Raw genomic sequence first — 17705 nt, 5'->3', positions numbered from 1 at the left:
GGCTGACGCGGTGCAATATCCCCCATACAGGGGTGACCCATCGAAAAAAAGGGGACGCAGCCGGGGCGAACCCGCTGACACGGAGCAGCCCATGCACGTGACCGAAGCGTCAGGAGCGGTGACTGGAGGGGCATTCGCGGCCAGACCTCCACTTTTGCTCGCGACGAAGATCTATCCGCCCCGGCTTCCCGCGGGCCTGATTGACCGTCCGCGCCTTGTCTGTCTCGCCGGGGAGGCCGAGAACAAACGTCTCACCGTCATCAAGGCCCCGGCGGGCTTCGGCAAGACCTCGCTTGCGCTGACCTGGCTCGAGCGCTTGCGCAGGGAGGGTGTACTGGTGGCGTGGCTGTCGCTCGACAGCGAAGACGACGAGCCCGCGCGCTTCCTCTATCACCTCGCGCAGGCCCTGCAGCAGGCGTGCGACAACGTCGGCGCGTCGGCCATCGGGCTCACGACAGCGGCGTCGCTGGTGCCCGCGCAGGCGATCGTCTCGACGCTCATCAACGAGCTCGTCGAGGTCGCCGACGAGGTCTGCATCTTCCTCGACGACTTCCATCTGATCAGCCTGCCGGCCATCCACGACGCGGTATCGTTTCTGGTCGAAAACGCGCCGTCGCACGTCCACGTGGTGATCTGCACCCGCACCGACCCACCGCTGCCGCTCGGCCGCCTGCGAGCCCGCAACAGCCTGCTGGAGCTCGACGCCTCCACGTTGCGCTTCGACTTCGACGAAACGCGAAGCTTTGTCGAGCACGAATGCCCGGGCAAGCTGCATCCATCCAGCATCAAGTCGCTCTTTACCCGCACCGAGGGATGGGCCGCCGCATTGCGCATTTCCGCATCGGTGCTGGCGCGCGCCGCTCATAAGCCGTATGCGGAGGTCGCGCCGGCCTCGGGCGCATCGCGCCCGTTTGCGGCTTATCTGGAGGACATGGTCAAGCGCCTGCCGGGCGGCATGGTCGAGTTCATGCTGCGCACCTCGATACTCGAGCGGCTGAGCGCGCCGCTGTGCGAGGCGCTCACCGGCGTCAGGACGAGCCAGGCCATGCTGGAGTCGATCGCCGCGCGCCAGTTGCTGCTCGAACCGCTCGATCTCGACGGCAGCTGGTTCCGCTTCCATCATCTGATGGGCGAATACCTGCACCGTCGCCTGCAAACGCAGCACCGCGACGAGGTCGCCGACCTGCATCGCCGCGCCTGCCAGTGGTACGCGCAGGAGGCGCAATGGACCGACGCGGTCAGGCATGCCATCGCCGCGGGAGATACGGAAGAGGCGGTCTCGCTGATCGGCCGCTGCGCCATGGCGCTGGTGACGAAAGGCGACCTGCTCACGCTGCTCGGCTGGCAGCGGCAGTTCCCGGCGCACCTGATGCGCTCGCAGATCAAGGTCACGCTCGCTATCGCCTGGGGCATGGCGCTCGCCATGCGCTTCGACGAAGCGCTCGCCATGCTCGACACGATCGAGAAAGACGCCGATGCGTCGGGCGCCGATGCATCGACCGATTCCGCGCCAGTTCATTGGGAATGCCAGGCAATCCGCTCCGTCGTGGCCGCCCTTCAGGACGACGCGCACGCGTGCCTCGCGCTTGCGCAAACCTGCCTCGAGCGGCCATCGACCGATATCTGGACCACCAACGTGGCCTCCAACGTCGTGCGCTTCGCGCACTGGAAAACGGGCAATCTGGAAGCGCTCTACGCGGTGCCATGGGTTCCGTATTCGATCGAGGAAGATTCGCGCAACATGTTCGCGTCGGTCTACCGGCTCACGCTGCTGGGCCACGTGGAGATGCAGCAACTGCATTTCCCGCTGGCCGAGCGCTATTTTCAGGGAGCCATGCGGCTCGCGGAGCAGCATGCCGGCCCAAAGTCCATCGCCGTCGCACAGGTCGCGCCGATGATCGGGCAGCTGCGCTACGAGCAAGGCCGGCTGGACGAAGCCGAGGCGCTGGTGAGCGACCTGATGCCCGTGATCGACGCGGCCGTGCTGCTCGACAGCGCCCTGATGGCCTACCGGATGCTGATCCGCACCGCCGGGGCGCGTTCGGAAACCGTGCAGGCCTATGCGTTGATCGATCGGGCGCAGGCATTGGCCTACGCGCGCAAATGGGACCGCCTGAGCGCCGGCGCCCTCGTCGAACGCACGCGGCTCAACCTCGCCGAAGGCCGCATCGTGGAAGCCGCGGCCAGCGTGGCGCAGCTCGACCGGCTCGCGGATGCGGCCAGCGCTGCCGCAACGTCCGCGGCTCCCGAGATCGCCACCTACCGTGGGCTCGCGCGCGCGTATCTCGCGATGGAACAGGGCCGCACGCAGGACGCCGCCGACACATTGACGGCCTCGCTGCAAGCCATCGAGTGCCGGCACGGCTGCTATCTCGCGCTGCGCCTGCGCACGGTGCTCGCGCTCGTCTGGATGGCGGCAGGCGAGCGCGCGCGGGCCGTCGAGACCTTCCGCCAAGTCTTGAAGGCCGCGGCGCCCGCGGGGCTCTACCAGTCCATCGTCGATCAGGGGCCGCAGATCGTGCCGTTGCTACAGGCCGTGCGCGACGCGCTGCGCGGCGAGGCGCAAGCGAAGGCGCTGCTGGCCTACGTCGATCGTCTGCTGGACGGCAGCCGCGCACTGTACCAGCCAGGCGACACGCGGGCGCGCAATGCGGAGCGCGAGGCGCTCAGTGCACGCGAGCGCGACATCATCGGGCTGATTGCGCACGGCCAGTCGAACAAGGAAATCGCACGCACGCTCGGCATCGCGCCGGAGACCGTCAAGTCGCACGTGAAGAGCATCTTCGTAAAGCTCTCGGTGGACAAGCGCGCGCAGGCGGTGGCGCGGGCACAATCGCTGGGACTGGTGGGGACCGTCTGAATCGCACCGGCGTCACCTCACGATCACGAGCGCGAGCCCATGCAGCAGCACGCCGACCATCCCGTCCACCAGCGTGCCGTTGATCCGCACGTATTGCAGATCGTGGCCGATCTCCGCCTCGATCTTGCCGCTGACCTCCCGCGCGTTCCAGCCCTTCACGACGTCGGTGATCAGCGCCGAGAGTCGATGGCGATAGCGCACCACCAGCTCGCGCGCCAGTTCCAGCCACCACGCGTTGAGCTTGTGCTGGATCGCGCTCTCCTCGCTCACGCTCTTGCCGAGCGTTGCGAGCACGCCTGCCAGCGCGCCGCGCACGATGGAATCGTCACGTTCGACATCGGCGATCACGCGCGCGCGCACGTGGTCCAGCAAGCGCTGTGCATAGGCCTCGTTTCTGAAATGGCGGAGACAGTCGCGCATCAGCGACCGGCCAAAACGCCGGTACACGGGCGAACGCTGTAACTGGACGATCAGGTCCTGCACCGCTGCGTCAAACTGGTGTCGAAGCGCGTGCTCCCGGCTCGCCGCCACTTCATGCAGCAGTGCGACGATGCCCTCGACGAACTTCCTCACGATATACGCGTCGAGCGGCGCGGGCGTGTAGCGCGACGCTTCGCTGAACTTGGCCTTGATGAGGTCCACGTTGGCGGCGAGCCATTGCTCCAGTCCTGCCAGCCCCCGGTCCAGCAGCGGCTGATGATGATTGCCTTCGGTCAGGACCTCGAGGACTTCGCCGATGGCGCGGGAAACGTCGAGCGTGCGCAGTTGCGGCATGGCCACGCGCTCGAAGAATTGGTCGACCTGTGTGTCGTCGATGCCGTTCAGCAGGCGCGGCAGCGAGTCGGCCACCACATCGCCGACGGCGCGGCTATTGCGCGGCTCGGCGAGCCACAGGGCCAGCGCCTGCGCGGCGTTATGACCGCTCAGGCGGCCTGTGATGAGCTCGGGCGCAAGGAAATTGGCCTCGACGAACTTGCCGAGGCTCTCCGCAATGCGCTGCTGGTTTTGTGGAATGATCGCGCTATGCGGAACCGGCAGGCCGAACGGCCGCCGGAACAGCGCGACCACCGCATACCAGTCGGCGATGGCACCCACCGTGCCGGCTTCAGCGAATGCCCTGAGCCAGGGAAGCCCGGCCAGCCACGGATATTTCGCCTGCAGGAAAACGCATGCGAGCAGCACCGCGAACACGACCGCGAGCAGACTTGTCGCGGTGCGCTGCATGCGTTTGAGACGCCGCGTCTTGCGTGCTGCCAGCGCCCGGTCAGCCGCATTCAGCGGGCTTTCGTCGCCGTCGGTCATCGCGCTGACTTGTTCGCTGATTGACTCGTTCACGCCAGTTCCTCGCGCAGGAAACGGCGCACTACGGGCGCGACTTCCTTCGCACGCGCGATCAGGAACAGGTGACCGTCGTCGATCACGTAGAGCGTCGAGTTGCGGATGCGGGCCGCCAGGATTTTCGCGTTGGTCAGCGGCACGACGGGGTCGTCGTTGCCGTGCATCACGAGCGTGGGCTGACGCAGCGCACCGAGCCACGGCAAGCTGGTCCAGCCGGACGCGGCCAGCAGCTGATAGAGGTAGCCGCGGCCGCGCGGCGGATGGATATGCCGGCTATGCTCCTCCAGCAACCTGGGATCGCGCCGGTAAGCACCGCCATAAATTTCGGCGCCCACCTGCTTCATATAGCTGCGGTCGGTGTAGCGGCGCGGTCCGATCATCTTCGCGAGCACCGAGAGCCGCGCCGGCACCATGATGACGCCCGGCGACGTCGCCGCAAGAATGAGCCTGCGGCAACGCGTGGGGTAGAGACGCGCGAACTGCTGGGCGAGCGCCCCGCCCCACGAGACCCCGAGCACATCGACCGGACCGTCGTAGCCGAGCCGCGTCAGGAGCTTGTCCGCAAGCACGGAAAGCGTCGAGAAGCGGTACGGCACGAGCGGCACGGGCGACCCGCCGACACCGGGCACGTCGAAGATGACGACGCCCACGTCCCCCAGCGCCTCGACGAACGGCTCCACCAGCTCGAGATTCGCGCCGATGCCGTTGAAGAGGAGCAGCGGCGGGGAAGCGTCGCTGCCGTGACGGACGCCCACGCGCAGGACCTGACCGTCAATGTCGACGGTCTGGATCTGCATGCTGGCCGAGCCACCGCTCGAATCGGGACTGCAAGCCGCTGCTCTCATCTGCTCGACCTCTTGCACGGGTGTCTCGCTGCGGGGCGCGTCATTGGAAACATCGGCGTTTTGCATCGCCGTACCCTCTTACTTCTTCGGCTGCAGGAGCGCCTTCAGCTCCTCGACGTGCTCGGCCACACGCTTCGTCACGACCGCGATGCTGTCCGACTGCGCACGGTAAGCCGTATCCGCGAGTTCCTGCATGTCGACGAGCGCCTTATGCAGCGCCTGCTGCACGACTTCGCCGGCATTCGCACCGGGCGCCGCGCCTTGCGCGCCCAGCTTCGCCACGAGCGATTGCAGCTCGGTCATGGTCGTGCGCAGGATCTCGGCCTGCTTCAGACCAAGCGACTGCACGCCCGCGAGCGCCGCGCTGTTGGCCTGGGCCAGCGCCTCGATGTCCTTGCGGCGCGATTCGAGAATAGCGGCCACATCGACACCCGGCAGCTTGAACTGGCCGAGAACCTTCGTGTATTCGGCGAAAAGATGAGTCGGATTGGTAGATTCCACGATTAAAGCTCCATTAGTACTACGTTGAAAAAACAATGCACAGCGTAAGAACGACGGGTCGTATATCAGGCCTCGGTCACGTACGTTCCCGGTGCGTCGGCGAGCGCAGCGTGACGCTCGTTGCCGAGCGATGCCGGCGCGCTGCGGCGCTCGCCCGAGCGGCTGGCCAGCCACTCGCGCCAGTTGCCCCACCACGAGTCCTTTTCGGGCGTGGCGCTTGCGAGCCACGCATCCGCCTCCGCAGGCAGTTCCGGGTTCATGAAGTACTTCGCCTTCGGATTGCCCGGCGGGTTGATCAGGCTCTGGATATGACCGCTCGAGCTGAGCACGAAGCGCGTCTTGCCGCCGAACGTCCGCGCCGTGTTGTAAACACCCTTCCACGGTGTGATGTGATCCGTCATGCCCGCCACCACGTAGGTGTCGCACGTGACATCGGAGAGATCGATCGGCGTATCGAGCACCGTAAGCGCGTGGCGCTTGCTGAACAGGTTGCCCGTGAAAATGTCGAGCAGCTGGCCGTGAAAGCGCGCGGGCAAGCGGGTCGTATCGTTGTTCCAGTAGAGGATGTCGAACGCGGGCGGCGCCTTGCCCAGCAGGTAATTGTTGACCCAGTAATTCCACACCAGATCGTTGGGCCGCATCCACGCGAACACGCGCCCCATCTCCTCGCCCGCGAGCACGCCGCGCGCAAGGCTGTTCTGCTTGGCCGCCGCGATCGCTTCGGGCGTGCAGAAGAGGCCAAGCTGGGAATCGGCGGTGCTGTCCAGCACGGCGACCATCAGCGTGGTGGCGTTGACCGTATTTTCGCCGCGGCTCGCGAGATGGCCGAGCAGCGCCGAGATCGTCATCGCGCCGGAACATGCACCGTGCAGGTTCACGTCTTCGCTGCCGGTGATGTCGCGCACCGCTTCGATCGCTTCCAGCAGCGCAGAGACGTAGGTATCCATGTCCCAGTGGCTCTGGGCTGCCGTGGGATTGCGCCAACTCACCGCGAACACCTGGAACTCGTTCTTCACGAGGTAGTCGACCATGCTCTTCCCTTCAGAGAGGTCGAACACGTAGAACTTGTTGATCTGCGGCGGCACGATCAATTGCGGGCGGCCATAGACCTGCTCCGTGGCCGGCTTGTACTGAATCAGCTCCAGCACTTCGTTGCGAAACACCACCGCGCCCGGCGAAGTGCCGAGGTTCTTGCCCACCTCGAAGGCGCTCTTGTCCACCTGAGCGGGCATGCCCTGATTCTTCAGCATGTCGAACATGGCGTTCTTCAGGCCACCAATCAGGCTCGCGCCGCCCGAATCGACGACCTTCTTGAGCGCAGCCGGGTTGCCGAGCAGCGTGTTCGTTGGCGAAAGCGCATCGGTGAAGAGCGACATCACGAATTGCGCGCGTTCCTTGCTCTTCGGGTCCAGTGCAGAGCGGTCGACAAACCCGCTCAGCGCGTCGCGCCATACCAGATAGCCCTGCAGCGCCATGCGATACCACGTGTTGTCCTGCCACGCAGGGTCGGCGAAACGCTTGTCGCCTGCGGGCGGCGTGCTTTTCGCATTGCCGCCCAGCACGGCCAGCAGATTACGCACGAGCGCCGCTTCCTGTTCGACCAGCAGCGCGGGCTGCCGCACGGCCTGCGCGCCGATCTGCTGCGCCGTGGCCAGGATATCGCACGGCCGCAGCCCGACAAACGGATTGGGGCCGAGCATGCCTTCCGTTGCCGACGCCGAGATATCGTCGATCTGTTCGTTATGCGAATTGTCTTTCGGGGTTGCAGCCATTTTCCTGCTCCTTATCCGACGCATGGTGCGTCCCTGAACGCCCGAATTACGCCACGAGCATCGCGAGGGTTTCGGCGACCAGCGCGGGCTTGCCTTCGCCTTCGATCTGCAGTTCGTTCATCGTCTTGACGATGATGCGCCCGCCGCCCTTCTTCTCCACCGACACCAGGCTCACGCGGTTGCGCACCCGGGCGCCCGCCTTCACCGGCGTCATGAAGCGCACCTTGTCCAGCCCATAGTTCAGGCCCGCCGACGCGTCTTCCGGAATCAGGCCGATCTCCATGGCGAGCGCGGCCAGCAGCGAAAGCGTCAGATAGCCGTGCGCGATCGTGCCGCCAAACGGACTCTCGCGTCTGGCGCGCTCGACGTCCACGTGAATCCATTGCCGGTCGCCCGTGCAGTGTGCAAATGCGTCAATGCGTGCCTGATCGACGACGACCCATTCCGATACGCCCAGCTCGCGGCCCACGAAGTCGTCGATCGTTGCGATGCTGTATCCCTTGATGCTCATTGCGAATACTCCTTTTTGTTCCTTGGTGAATGACGTGTCAGGCGAACTGCTCGCGCAGCCATTTCTTGTCGATTTTCCCGACGCTCGTCTTCTTCAAGGCATCGACGAACTTGACGATTTGCGGCACTGCGTACTTCGAGATGTGGCCTGACGTGGCGAACGTCATGACGTGCTGCTTGATCTCGTCCGCGCTCGCTTTGGCGCCGGGTTTGAGCACTACGAGCGCCACCGGGCGCTCGCCCCACTTCTCGTCCTTGATGCCGATGACCGCCACTTCGGCCGCCGCGGAATGCAGCGAAATCAGGCTTTCAATCTCGAGTGACGACACCCACTCGCCGCCCGACTTGATCACATCCTTGATGCGGTCGGTAATCTGCAGATTGCCGGTCGGGTCGATATTGGCGATGTCCTGCGTATGCAGATAGCCGCCGGCCCAGAGCTGCTCCGATGCCTCGGGATTCTTCAAGTAGCCCTGCGTGAGCCAGGGGGTGCGCACGACGATCTCGCCACTGGCCTTGCCGTCGCGCGGGAGGTCGTTCATCTCCTCGTCGACGATGCGCAGATCGACGAGCGGAACCGGGAAGCCCGTCTTGCAGCGCAGACGCACCTGCTCGTCGAGATCGAGCGCCTCGCTGCCCATCGGCAGTTGTGCGAGGCTCAGCACGGGGCCCGTCTCGGACATGCCGTAGCCGGCAAAGATGTCAATGCCGCGTTCGAGGGCGCTGCGCGCAAGGCCCTGCGGCAAGGCTCCGCCGCCAATCACGATCTTCCACTTGCTCAAGTCGACCGACTCGGACTCGGCGTTGTTGAGCAGCATGTGCAAAATCGTGCTCACGCAGTGCGAGAACGTGACGCCTTCGTCGCGCACCAGGTGCAGCAGGCGGTCCGGCATGTAGCGGCCCGGATAAACCTGCTTCACGCCCATGACCGTCGCGATATAGGGCATGCCCCACGCGTGCACATGGAACATCGGCGTGAGCGGCATGTACACGTCGCCGCGATGGAAGCGCTGACCGGACACGGGACTCGCCAGCGCCGCCATCAGCGTGAGCGTATGCAGCACGAGTTGACGATGCGAAAAGTAGACGCCTTTCGGCAGGCCGGTCGTGCCCGTCGTGTAGAACGTCGTGGCGCGGGTGTTCTCGTCGAAGTCGGGAAAGTCGTAGTGCGCTTCGCTCTGCGCCAGCATCGCTTCGTATTCCGCCACGAAGTCGATCGAATGTGCGGCGGCCACACTGTCCGGCTCGTCGATATAGACGAAGGTGTGCACGTTCTCGAGCTTGTCCTTGATCGATTCGACGACCGGCAGAAAGTCGGTGTGCACGAGCAGCACCTCGGCGCCGGCATGGTCGATCGTGTACGCGATTTCATCGGGCGAAAGACGCACATTGACCGTCTGCAGCACGGCGCCCATCATCGGCACGGCGAAGTAGCACTCCAGATAGCGATGGCTGTCCCAGTCCATCACAGCGACCGTGGTGCCATGCTGCACGCCGAGCCCCTTCAGGCCGCTGGCGAGGCGCGAGATGCGCTCACGAAGCGTCGAATAGGTCATCCGCAGTTGCCCGCGGTAGACGATCTCCTGGTCCAGCGCCTGAACGCATGGCGTATGCAGCAGTTGCTTGATCAACAGCGGATAGCCATGGGCCGAAGTCGCCGCTTTCTGCGCGTCGTCCTGCATAAATCTCTCCTTGAGTCTGAAAGTGGATGGCGGGCTGGCACAGATTTGTCGTACTACTTGGTGGACAGTGACATCCCGAATGACGTCATCTTCGGCTCAGACAAGGGGGCGGAACATCCCCTGAACGGGGGAGCGAGGGTTGAGGCGAGAAAGGAAAGGGGCGGACGAGGGCGTCCCACGGGGGACGCGTGCGCAGACGTGCCGCTGTGCTTGCGGCACCCGCGTGCGTTGTAGCCGAAATTGTTGGTGCCTTGCGCCACCCGCACTGGATGCGCCACACCCACGCGACGCATGCGCTCGGGCGCGGTGTGGAACTGACCACCGTGCGGGACAATCTGCGGAACGCGTGGGTATCGACGACGTCGATCTATCTGCACAGTGATGACGTGAAACTGGCCCGACAGATCGGGGAGGCTTTTATTTCCGACAGACGCCGGTAGCGAGGACGCAACCGGCGCTGAGAACCACGGCTTCCACGCAGTTCGAAGCGACGCGCCATCACATGAGCACGCCCGCTTCGCCCAGACCCGAGACGCATAACCTGTGCAAAAATCCTCGTGATCCGGTCAGAAGCGCAGTCCTTTCCAACCATGGAAACCGTCGAACTTGAACCGCAGGTGCTCGCCAGTCGCCTTGGCGTGACATTTTCTCTCGTCTTCCAGAACCGCCCGGTCGAATGCATTGTCACGAAAACTGCGCTGGAAGCGTATTTCTGGCTCGAGGCACGTGCGGACGACGAGCGCATCCTCAAAACCTTTCGCAATGGGTACGGCCGCATCCGGGCGATCGCCGAACGTAAACTGCTCGCCCATCCCGCGGCACCACTTCAGCTGACGCCGGACGATTTCTCGCGCCCCTGAGACTCCTTTTTTCGACTCAGGGGCAATCTTCGGCTCGCCCCAGAATTGACTCCCACCGCGCGTGCATTTCGCCGGAAGTTGGCTGAGCGGTGGATTCGCGGCTTACCCGAAAACCCCTTTTCATCGGGGCGTGACAGCAGGTGCGCGAATCAAGTGCCTCGCGTTGCGACGGCAATCCGGCGTGGCGATCTCTTGCCAGCTGGTTTTTGGGCGAAGCTCCGAGTGGGATGGCGGGCGTGCATGACCGTTAGTCGCGTCGTGAGCGGAACACGTTCAAAGACGGGCCCCGATGCGCTCAGCACCCTCGCTCTTCAGACGCAACGGCCGACGCGCTCGAGGGAAGCAACACCTGCGATCGTGACGAAACCTCCACGGTGTTTATGGATACGTCGCAGCGGACCGGGATCGCACTGCATGCGATGGGCGGCTAAGGGTCGTCATCGAGCACAAGGGTGATTGACTGGCTGCGACGCGCCGCCGCCTCCCGGTGCTCGAAATTGCCAGATTTTCGCCTTTCGCGTGTCTGAAAGATGTGTGATCGGCGGTAGCCGTAGCGGCAACAGCGACCGTCACATGAACTCTACCTGTGCGCTTTACCGGCGCTATCTGCCTTTAACATAGATCAGTACAAAAAACGCACAGCCTATGGCTGTACCACGCGGAGCCCCGACAGTCATTCGTTGGTGTCGTCGACGTGACGCTCTGGTGTCGGATTCGGTCAGCTTCCGGTCGTTCGCTCGACCAAGGAAGACGCTGGGACGCGTCCTCGTCCTTGACTTCACACGACACAATGCAACGGTTTGCACGTTCCGCCTGGAGGGTCGTGGCCCTTGGCGGAGCGATGACCGCGCACCTCGGTTTTCTGCATCGTGCAGCAGGCGCTCACCAACATCAGCCGCCATGCTGATGCAACGAATGATGGGGGGCGTCCTGAATTGCGTACACACCCATATTGAACTCGAGGTCCACGACGTGGTGAACGACTGTCTGCCGGAGGCAAAGGGTTGCCTTCACGCTCGTTACGCGGAATTCGCTGGTCGTGTGCGTTCGAAGCGAATCATGTGGTTGGTGCGTTCCACGGTCGATTCGCGGTGCGCTCGGAGCGGCCCGTCAAAAGCCTCGAAGAGGTTGTTGCCACAGACGTCTTCAAGGTATGGCACGACGCGTATGGCGGGCCGCGTCGCCGTCCAAGGCGAATCTGGCGTAGAGATCCAGTGTCTTTCGCCCTTTTCGATCGCGACATTTGCAGCGCAAGGAGACTATGAAAATAATCCTTCCTATCACAAGCAAGCAACGTGGCAGAGATTCAGTTCGCACTACCTAGAGGCCGAAAGCCGCTGCGGCCTAACTTCGATAAGGCTATTCGCTAGCTTAGTGATTCAATCTTCGGAAAACTGAGGGTGAGCTCGTCGCAAGCGAAATATCGGAATCGTTCCACGCAAGCGATAATGAGCCGCTGCAGTCCTAGGCTTTTTGCGTATACAAGTGCATATACCGCTGTGACCGAGCGTAACTTTCTTGCGACTTGTCAGAAGACTACCCGTTCGATTCGAGTCCTCTCCTGCTCCCACCTAACCAACGCCTGTTATCACTATGCATAACGAACTGTTTGTGACGCGACATTTCCACCAACGACGACTGTTGAAACGATTCGTCAGGAAGTGATGGTCATACCGCGCGACGGACCGACTACGTAGCCAGTCAGCACACACGAAACGCGCCGTATGCGCTTACCGAGATAGGGACTGAGGCAATCCGCGTGCACGCTAACCCAAGTTATGCCTGTTGTAGTCCTATCTATCGCCATGAGATATCTGGCAAACTAAGCCACACCCTCGGCCCTCAACGCAGTAAAGGTCGCACACGCCCCATCTTTGATCCAACGATCCAGCATATCGGCCCAAGCTTGTAGCATCACCCTTCTCTGCTCTGCATATTCGGCTTTGTTGTAAATTGCGCGAACGCCACGCTGCTCATGGGCGAGGCACTTCTCGATCCAGTCCGAGTTGAAACCGGCTTCGTGGAGATGTGTGCTAGCCGTGCGGCGCAGATCATGCACAGTGAGCGGCTCAAATACTTCACCCCTAGCACAGATCAGCTTCACCGTACTGTCAATGACCCGGTTCAGCGTAGCCGCACTGATCGGCGACGCAGTTTCATACCGTCCGGGATGCAGGTACAAGCTCGAGCCAAAACATGTCTTGAACGCAACCAGGATGTCTAGCGCTTGTTCGCTAAGGTAGACGTGATGAGGACGCCTCGCCTTCATGCGCTCCTTGGGAATGGTCCAGGTAGCCGTCTTGAAGTCCACCTCATCCCATGTCGCGTCGATGAACTCTGATTTGCGCACAAGGGTCAACAGCATGAATTTAATGGCGAGCCGCAACGTCGGTGTCGTAGCAGTCTGATCCAACGCATTGAAGAATATGTGTATCTCCTCCGGACTCAGTGCCCTGTCACGCGCCTTGAACGTCGCAATAGCGCTTGGACGAATTGGGACCGCAGGATTGTCGACCTTAATTCCCCGAGCCTCAATGAACCGGAAAACCTGCAGTACGATTTCCCTCGCGTGAACCGCTTGTGCAGCCGCTCCGCGCTCCTTGATTTTTTCGCAGCGCGCCATCAGTCGTGCGGGCGTGATCTCTTCCAACTTCAGTCGCCCAAACTCCGACGCGAGATTGCGGTCGTACACTGATTTACGCATCGCCCTTGTGGAATCCGCAAGGGCGATCTCAGCAAAGTATTTCCCCGCCCATTTTCCAAACGTCAGCGCCTCGGCCGCCTCGACCCGCCGCTCGACTTTCGCACGTGACGGACTTTGTCCGTGCTGGACGCTTCCGTAAGCGTGGTCGCGCAGTAGCCTGGCTTCCGGGAGGCTGACCGCCATTCCAAATTCGAGCTCGCCTGGCTTGCGTACTTTTCGCGCAGAAAGTGATGGATCGTATCGGCCGATAACCAGGGTTTCCCGACGACCGTTTACCCGGTAGTCGTACCGGAAGCTCACCGCGCCTGACGGCATCACCGCCGCATATAGCCCCCGTTGATCGGTGACCTTATAGATTTTTTCGGCAGGCTTTAATGCTCGCAACTGCAGGTCGGTGAGCATAAGAACTCCTCGAACGTGTACCGTCAGCCGATACCGTCACACTGTCGTGACGGTATCGGACGAGGCCGTCCGATGAGGGAATCTCAATACCGTCAACAGTACCGACAATTCCTTCGGGCACTGTCCGGATCACCGCGGATCACGTCGGACAGCAACCATCTGTTTTTAAAGGAGAAACAGGGAAAACCGGAACTCCCGGAACGACTTGGGAGCAGTCTAAATCATTCCCACTCGATCGTCGCAGGCGGCTTGCCCGAGACGTCATAGACAACCCGGTTGATCCCGCGCACTTCGTTGATGATCCGGTTCGACACATGCCCAAGCAGTTCATGCGGCAGATGCGCCCAATGCGCGGTCATGAAGTCGAGCGTTTGCACCGCGCGCAGCGCGACGACGTACTCGTAGGTGCGGCCATCGCCCATCACGCCGACGCTCTTCACCGGCAGGAACACCGCGAACGCCTGGCTCGTCAGGTCGTACCACGACTTGCCGGTTTCCTTGTCGATCGTGTTGCGCAGCGTCTCGATGAAAATCGCGTCCGCGCGGCGCAGCAGGTCCGCGAAATCGCGCTTCACTTCGCCGAGAATCCGCACGCCCAGACCCGGGCCCGGGAACGGATGGCGATACACCATCGAGTGCGGCAGACCGAGCTTCACGCCAAGCTCGCGCACTTCGTCCTTGAACAGCTCGCGCAGCGGCTCGAGCAGCTTCAGGTTCAGCGTCTCCGGCAGACCACCGACGTTATGGTGGCTCTTGATGGTTTGCGCGGCCTTCTTGCCCTTGCCCGCCGATTCGATCACGTCCGGATAGATCGTGCCTTGCGCCAGCCATTTCGCGTCGGTCAGTTTGCCGGCTTCGGCCTGAAACACTTCGACGAACTCCGCGCCGATGATCTTGCGCTTCGCTTCCGGATCGGTCACGCCCGCGAGCTTGCCGAGGAATGCTTCGCTCGCGTCGACGTGAATCACCTTCACGCCGAGGTGATCGGCGAACAGCGCCATCACCTGCTCGGCTTCGTTCAGGCGCAAGAGGCCGTGATCGACGAACACGCAGGTCAGCTGATCGCCGATCGCGCGATGCAGCAGCGCCGCCGCCACCGACGAATCCACGCCGCCCGACAAGCCCAGAATGACGTGCTCGTTACCGACCTGCTCGCGAATCTTCGCGACGGCTTCGTCGATGTAGTGGCCCATTTCCCAATCGGCCTTCGCGCCGCAGATCTGCAGCACGAAGCGCTCGAGCATCGCGCGGCCCTGCACCGTGTGCGTGACTTCCGGATGCCATTGCAGGCCGTAGAAGCGGCGCTGTTCGTCGGCCATCGCGGCGATCGGGCACGATTCCGTCGATGCCATCAACGCGAAGCCCGGCGGCATTTCCAGCACCTTGTCGCCATGGCTCATCCACACCTTGAGCATGCCGTGGCCTTCGGCCGTGGTGAAGTCGCTGATGCCTTCGAGCAGGCTCGTATGGTTGCGCGCGCGCACTTCGGCGTAGCCGAATTCGCGCAGATGGCCGATGTCGACCTTGCCGCCGAGCTGCTGCGCCATCGCCTGCATGCCGTAGCAGATGCCGAGCACCGGCACGCCGAGTTCGAATACGGCTTGCGGCACGCGCGGCGTGTCTTCCTCGGTGACCGAGCTCGGGCCGCCAGACAGAATCACGCCCTTCGGCGCGAAGTCGCGGATGAACGACGCGTCGACGTCGTACGGATGGATTTCCGAATACACGTTGGCTTCGCGAACGCGACGTGCAATCAGTTGGGTGACTTGCGAACCGAAGTCGAGAATCAGGATCTTGTCATGCATGGCAGCGGACGGAATCAGAAGTGAGCGGATACGGAATGCCGCGCACGAGGCGCGGCGATGAATTCAAAGCGGTCCACGCGGCGACGGTCTCGGCGCGGCGCGGACAGCAAACATTACGATGAAGCACAAAGGCGCGACCAATGACGGAACTTGCCGCCTGCGATGCGCGCGAACGAAACCGGGTAGCTTCGGCAAACGGCCTGGCGCGCGGCGCTTCAGCCATGAAACGGCGGGCGCGGTGCGCCGGGCACGTCGTTGCTGGTGTCGCGCGCGGCGCGTTCGGATTCGCTCAGGCCAGGCTCGCTTGCAGCCGGACCAAGCGGCGCGGCAGTGGCAACGGGAGCCGCGCCAGCCGGATTGACGGGTCGCGTGACCGGCACGACGGGCTCTGGCACCGGCTCGGCCTGATAGATCGGAAAGCCCGCTGAGGCACGTGGCTCGCGCTTCTGTACGGCATCCTTTTCGGCTTCTTTCGCGGCACGCCTATCAGCCCGGCTGTCGGCCTTGCTCGACGAGGACTTAACCACGCCCCCCTTCTCGCGCCGCCCCACCACACCCGACAGTCGCACGCCGCCAAGCCCGACCACCACCAGCGCGACACCGGCCAGCACCGCCACCATCTGCCCGAAGCCAGTCAGCGACGGCGTATGCAGCCCCAGCAGCCAGACCAGCATCAGCACGCCGATCAGCCAGTGCACATGACCGACCACCTTCGCGACCGTCGAAGTCAGCGCCCCGTCGAACGACGCATGCAGCGCGAGCCATGCGAGCCCGATCAGCGCGACGCCGAACGCCTGGCCGACCAGCATCGGCTCCGTTGGCACCAGTTGCAGCGCGTCGTACAGTGAGGTCCACGGCGTCAGCACGAACAGCAGGCCGAACGCCAGCAACACCAACGCATCGAGGATCAGTACAACGCGCAGCAGTGGCTTCATGGGCGTTTAGTCCACGTGGTAGTTGGGCGCTTCCTTGGTGATTTGCACGTCATGCACATGCGACTCGCGCAGGCCCGCGCCGGTGATTTGCACGAACTCGGCCTTCTCGTTCATTTCGGCGATGGTGCGGCAACCGCAGTAGCCCATGCTCGCGCGCACGCCGCCGATCAGCTGGAACAGGATCGCGTTGACCGAACCCTTGTACGCGACGCGGCCTTCGATGCCTTCCGGCACCAGCTTGTCGATGTTCGCTGAGTTGTCCTGGAAGTAGCGGTCCGCGGCGCCGTCCTTCATCGCGCCGACGGAGCCCATGCCGCGGTACGACTTGTACTGGCGGCCCTGGAACAGGAACACTTCGCCCGGCGACTCTTCGGTGCCGGCGAACATGCTGCCCATCATGACCGCGCTCGCGCCCGCCGCGAGCGCCTTGCTGACGTCGCCCGAGAAGCGCACGCCGCCGTCGGCGATGACAGGCACGCCGGTGCCGTTCAGCGCTTCGGACACGTTGGAGATCGCGGTGACCTGCGGCACGCCGACGCCGGCGACGATTCGCGTCGTGCAGATCGAGCCCGGGCCGATACCGACCTTGACGCCGTCCGCGCCGTATTCGACGAGCGCCTTGGCAGCCGCGGCGGTCGCGATGTTGCCGCCGATCACCTCGACGTGCGGGAAGTTCTGCTTGACCCACTTGACGCGCTCGAGCACGCCCTTGCTGTGGCCATGCGCGGTATCGACGACGATCACGTCGACACCGGCCTGCACGAGCAGTTCGACGCGCTCTTCGTTGTCCGCGCCGACGCCGACCGCCGCGCCCGCGCGCAGCTTGCCGTGCTCGTCCTTGCACGCGTCCGGATGTTCGGTCTGCTTGGTGATGTCCTTGACGGTCATCAGGCCGCGCAGCTCGAACGAGTCGTTGACGACCAGCACGCGCTCGAGGCGGTGGCTGTGCATCAGCGCCTTCGCCTCGGCGAGCGGCGTGCCTTCCTTGACGGTGACGAGGCGTTCGCGCGGCGTCATGATGTTGCGCACCGGCTCGTCCAGACGCTCTTCGAAGCGCAGGTCGCGGTTCGTCACGATACCGACGAGCTGCGCACCCTCGACGACCGGGAAGCCCGAAATGCCATGCTGGCGCGACAGTGCGATCACGTCGCGCACTTTCATTTGCGGCGGCACGGTGATCGGGTCGCGCACGACGCCCGACTCGAAACGCTTGACCTTGGCGACTTCACGCGCCTGCTCGGCCGGCGTGAGGTTCTTGTGGATGATGCCGACGCCGCCCATTTGCGCCATGGCGATCGCCAGACGTGCTTCGGTGACCGTGTCCATCGCGGCGGACACGAGCGGCATGTTCAGGGAGATGTTGCGGGTCAGCCGGGTCTTGAGGCTGGTGTCGCGCGGCAGAACATCGGAGAAGGCCGGGACGAGGAGCACGTCATCGAACGTGAGTGCTGTTTGGATCAGACGCATGGCAAATCCTATAGGCGCAAAAGC

At 63.4% G+C, this 17705-nt stretch carries 12 protein-coding genes and 1 pseudogene; 3 read left to right on the top strand and 10 right to left on the bottom strand.

Annotated features, from left to right (window positions below):
• Positions 1 to 91: 91 nt before the first annotated feature.
• Positions 92 to 2860, top strand: coding sequence for a LuxR C-terminal-related transcriptional regulator (locus QFZ91_RS22225; RefSeq protein WP_429568429.1), 2769 nt, complete (start codon positions 92 to 94; stop codon positions 2858 to 2860).
• A 12-nt stretch (positions 2861 to 2872) separates the two neighbouring features.
• On the opposite strand, the gene QFZ91_RS22220 is transcribed toward QFZ91_RS22225, so the two are convergent.
• The 6 genes from QFZ91_RS22220 to QFZ91_RS22195 form a co-directional block, all read right to left on the bottom strand.
• On the bottom strand, positions 2873 to 4195 hold the full coding sequence (locus tag QFZ91_RS22220; protein WP_429568428.1) for a DUF445 domain-containing protein: 1323 nt from the start codon (positions 4193 to 4195) through the stop codon (positions 2873 to 2875).
• On the bottom strand, positions 4192 to 5043 hold the full coding sequence (gene phaZ, locus QFZ91_RS22215; RefSeq protein ID WP_429568671.1) for a poly(3-hydroxyalkanoate) depolymerase: 852 nt from the start codon (positions 5041 to 5043) through the stop codon (positions 4192 to 4194). The genes QFZ91_RS22220 and phaZ overlap by 4 nt, the downstream gene beginning before the upstream one ends.
• A gap of 78 nt (positions 5044 to 5121) precedes the next feature.
• On the bottom strand, positions 5122 to 5544 hold the full coding sequence (gene phaP / locus QFZ91_RS22210) for a TIGR01841 family phasin (RefSeq protein WP_176365821.1): 423 nt from the start codon (positions 5542 to 5544) through the stop codon (positions 5122 to 5124).
• Between the two features lie 65 nt (positions 5545 to 5609).
• Complete coding sequence (locus QFZ91_RS22205; RefSeq protein WP_429568427.1) at positions 5610 to 7316, bottom strand: alpha/beta fold hydrolase; 1707 nt, start codon at positions 7314 to 7316, stop codon at positions 5610 to 5612.
• Between the two features lie 46 nt (positions 7317 to 7362).
• Positions 7363 to 7827, bottom strand: a complete 465-nt coding sequence (locus tag QFZ91_RS22200; protein WP_429568426.1) for a MaoC family dehydratase — start codon at positions 7825 to 7827, stop codon at positions 7363 to 7365.
• Between the two features lie 37 nt (positions 7828 to 7864).
• Complete coding sequence (locus QFZ91_RS22195) at positions 7865 to 9508, bottom strand: fatty acid--CoA ligase (RefSeq protein ID WP_429568425.1); 1644 nt, start codon at positions 9506 to 9508, stop codon at positions 7865 to 7867.
• A gap of 260 nt (positions 9509 to 9768) precedes the next feature.
• Here QFZ91_RS22195 and QFZ91_RS22190 point away from each other — a divergent pair.
• Together QFZ91_RS22190 and QFZ91_RS22185 are read left to right on the top strand one after the other, a co-directional pair.
• A pseudogene (locus QFZ91_RS22190) lies at positions 9769 to 9948 on the top strand (integrase); the annotation flags it as partial.
• A gap of 150 nt (positions 9949 to 10098) precedes the next feature.
• Positions 10099 to 10368, top strand: a complete 270-nt coding sequence (locus tag QFZ91_RS22185) for a DUF1488 family protein (protein ID WP_368716122.1) — start codon at positions 10099 to 10101, stop codon at positions 10366 to 10368.
• A gap of 1822 nt (positions 10369 to 12190) precedes the next feature.
• Here QFZ91_RS22185 and QFZ91_RS22180 read toward each other — a convergent pair.
• The 4 genes from QFZ91_RS22180 to guaB form a co-directional block, all read right to left on the bottom strand.
• Entirely contained in the window at positions 12191 to 13474 is a 1284-nt protein-coding gene (locus tag QFZ91_RS22180; RefSeq protein WP_429568424.1) for a tyrosine-type recombinase/integrase, read from the bottom strand.
• Positions 13475 to 13695: 221 nt separating this feature from the next.
• Positions 13696 to 15279, bottom strand: a complete 1584-nt coding sequence (guaA, locus tag QFZ91_RS22175; protein WP_429568423.1) for a glutamine-hydrolyzing GMP synthase — start codon at positions 15277 to 15279, stop codon at positions 13696 to 13698.
• A 215-nt stretch (positions 15280 to 15494) separates the two neighbouring features.
• A complete protein-coding gene (locus QFZ91_RS22170) occupies positions 15495 to 16214 on the bottom strand; it encodes a hypothetical protein (protein WP_429568422.1) in 720 nt (239 codons plus the stop codon).
• Positions 16215 to 16220: 6 nt separating this feature from the next.
• Entirely contained in the window at positions 16221 to 17681 is a 1461-nt protein-coding gene (gene guaB, locus QFZ91_RS22165; protein ID WP_176368962.1) for an IMP dehydrogenase, read from the bottom strand.
• Positions 17682 to 17705: the final 24 nt, after the last annotated feature.

The organism is Paraburkholderia sp. JPY419 (assembly GCF_050435705.1).
GTDB classification, from domain to species: domain Bacteria; phylum Pseudomonadota; class Gammaproteobacteria; order Burkholderiales; family Burkholderiaceae; genus Paraburkholderia; species Paraburkholderia youngii.
Note: the sequence above shows the minus strand (reverse complement) of the source record. Positions and strands in the feature narration are given on the sequence as shown.

Coding starts and splice junctions, on each gene's coding strand:
- QFZ91_RS22185 (WP_368716122.1), top strand. CDS start 10,099: ATGGAAACCGTCGAACTTGAACCGCAGGTGCTCGCCAGTCGCCTTGGC.
- QFZ91_RS22200 (WP_429568426.1), bottom strand. CDS start 7,827: ATGAGCATCAAGGGATACAGCATCGCAACGATCGACGACTTCGTGGGC.
- guaA (WP_429568423.1), bottom strand. CDS start 15,279: ATGCATGACAAGATCCTGATTCTCGACTTCGGTTCGCAAGTCACCCAA.
- QFZ91_RS22195 (WP_429568425.1), bottom strand. CDS start 9,508: ATGCAGGACGACGCGCAGAAAGCGGCGACTTCGGCCCATGGCTATCCG.
- QFZ91_RS22205 (WP_429568427.1), bottom strand. CDS start 7,316: ATGGCTGCAACCCCGAAAGACAATTCGCATAACGAACAGATCGACGAT.
- guaB (WP_176368962.1), bottom strand. CDS start 17,681: ATGCGTCTGATCCAAACAGCACTCACGTTCGATGACGTGCTCCTCGTC.
- QFZ91_RS22225 (WP_429568429.1), top strand. CDS start 92: ATGCACGTGACCGAAGCGTCAGGAGCGGTGACTGGAGGGGCATTCGCG.
- QFZ91_RS22180 (WP_429568424.1), bottom strand. CDS start 13,474: ATGCTCACCGACCTGCAGTTGCGAGCATTAAAGCCTGCCGAAAAAATC.
- QFZ91_RS22170 (WP_429568422.1), bottom strand. CDS start 16,214: ATGAAGCCACTGCTGCGCGTTGTACTGATCCTCGATGCGTTGGTGTTG.
- phaZ (WP_429568671.1), bottom strand. CDS start 5,043: ATGAGAGCAGCGGCTTGCAGTCCCGATTCGAGCGGTGGCTCGGCCAGC.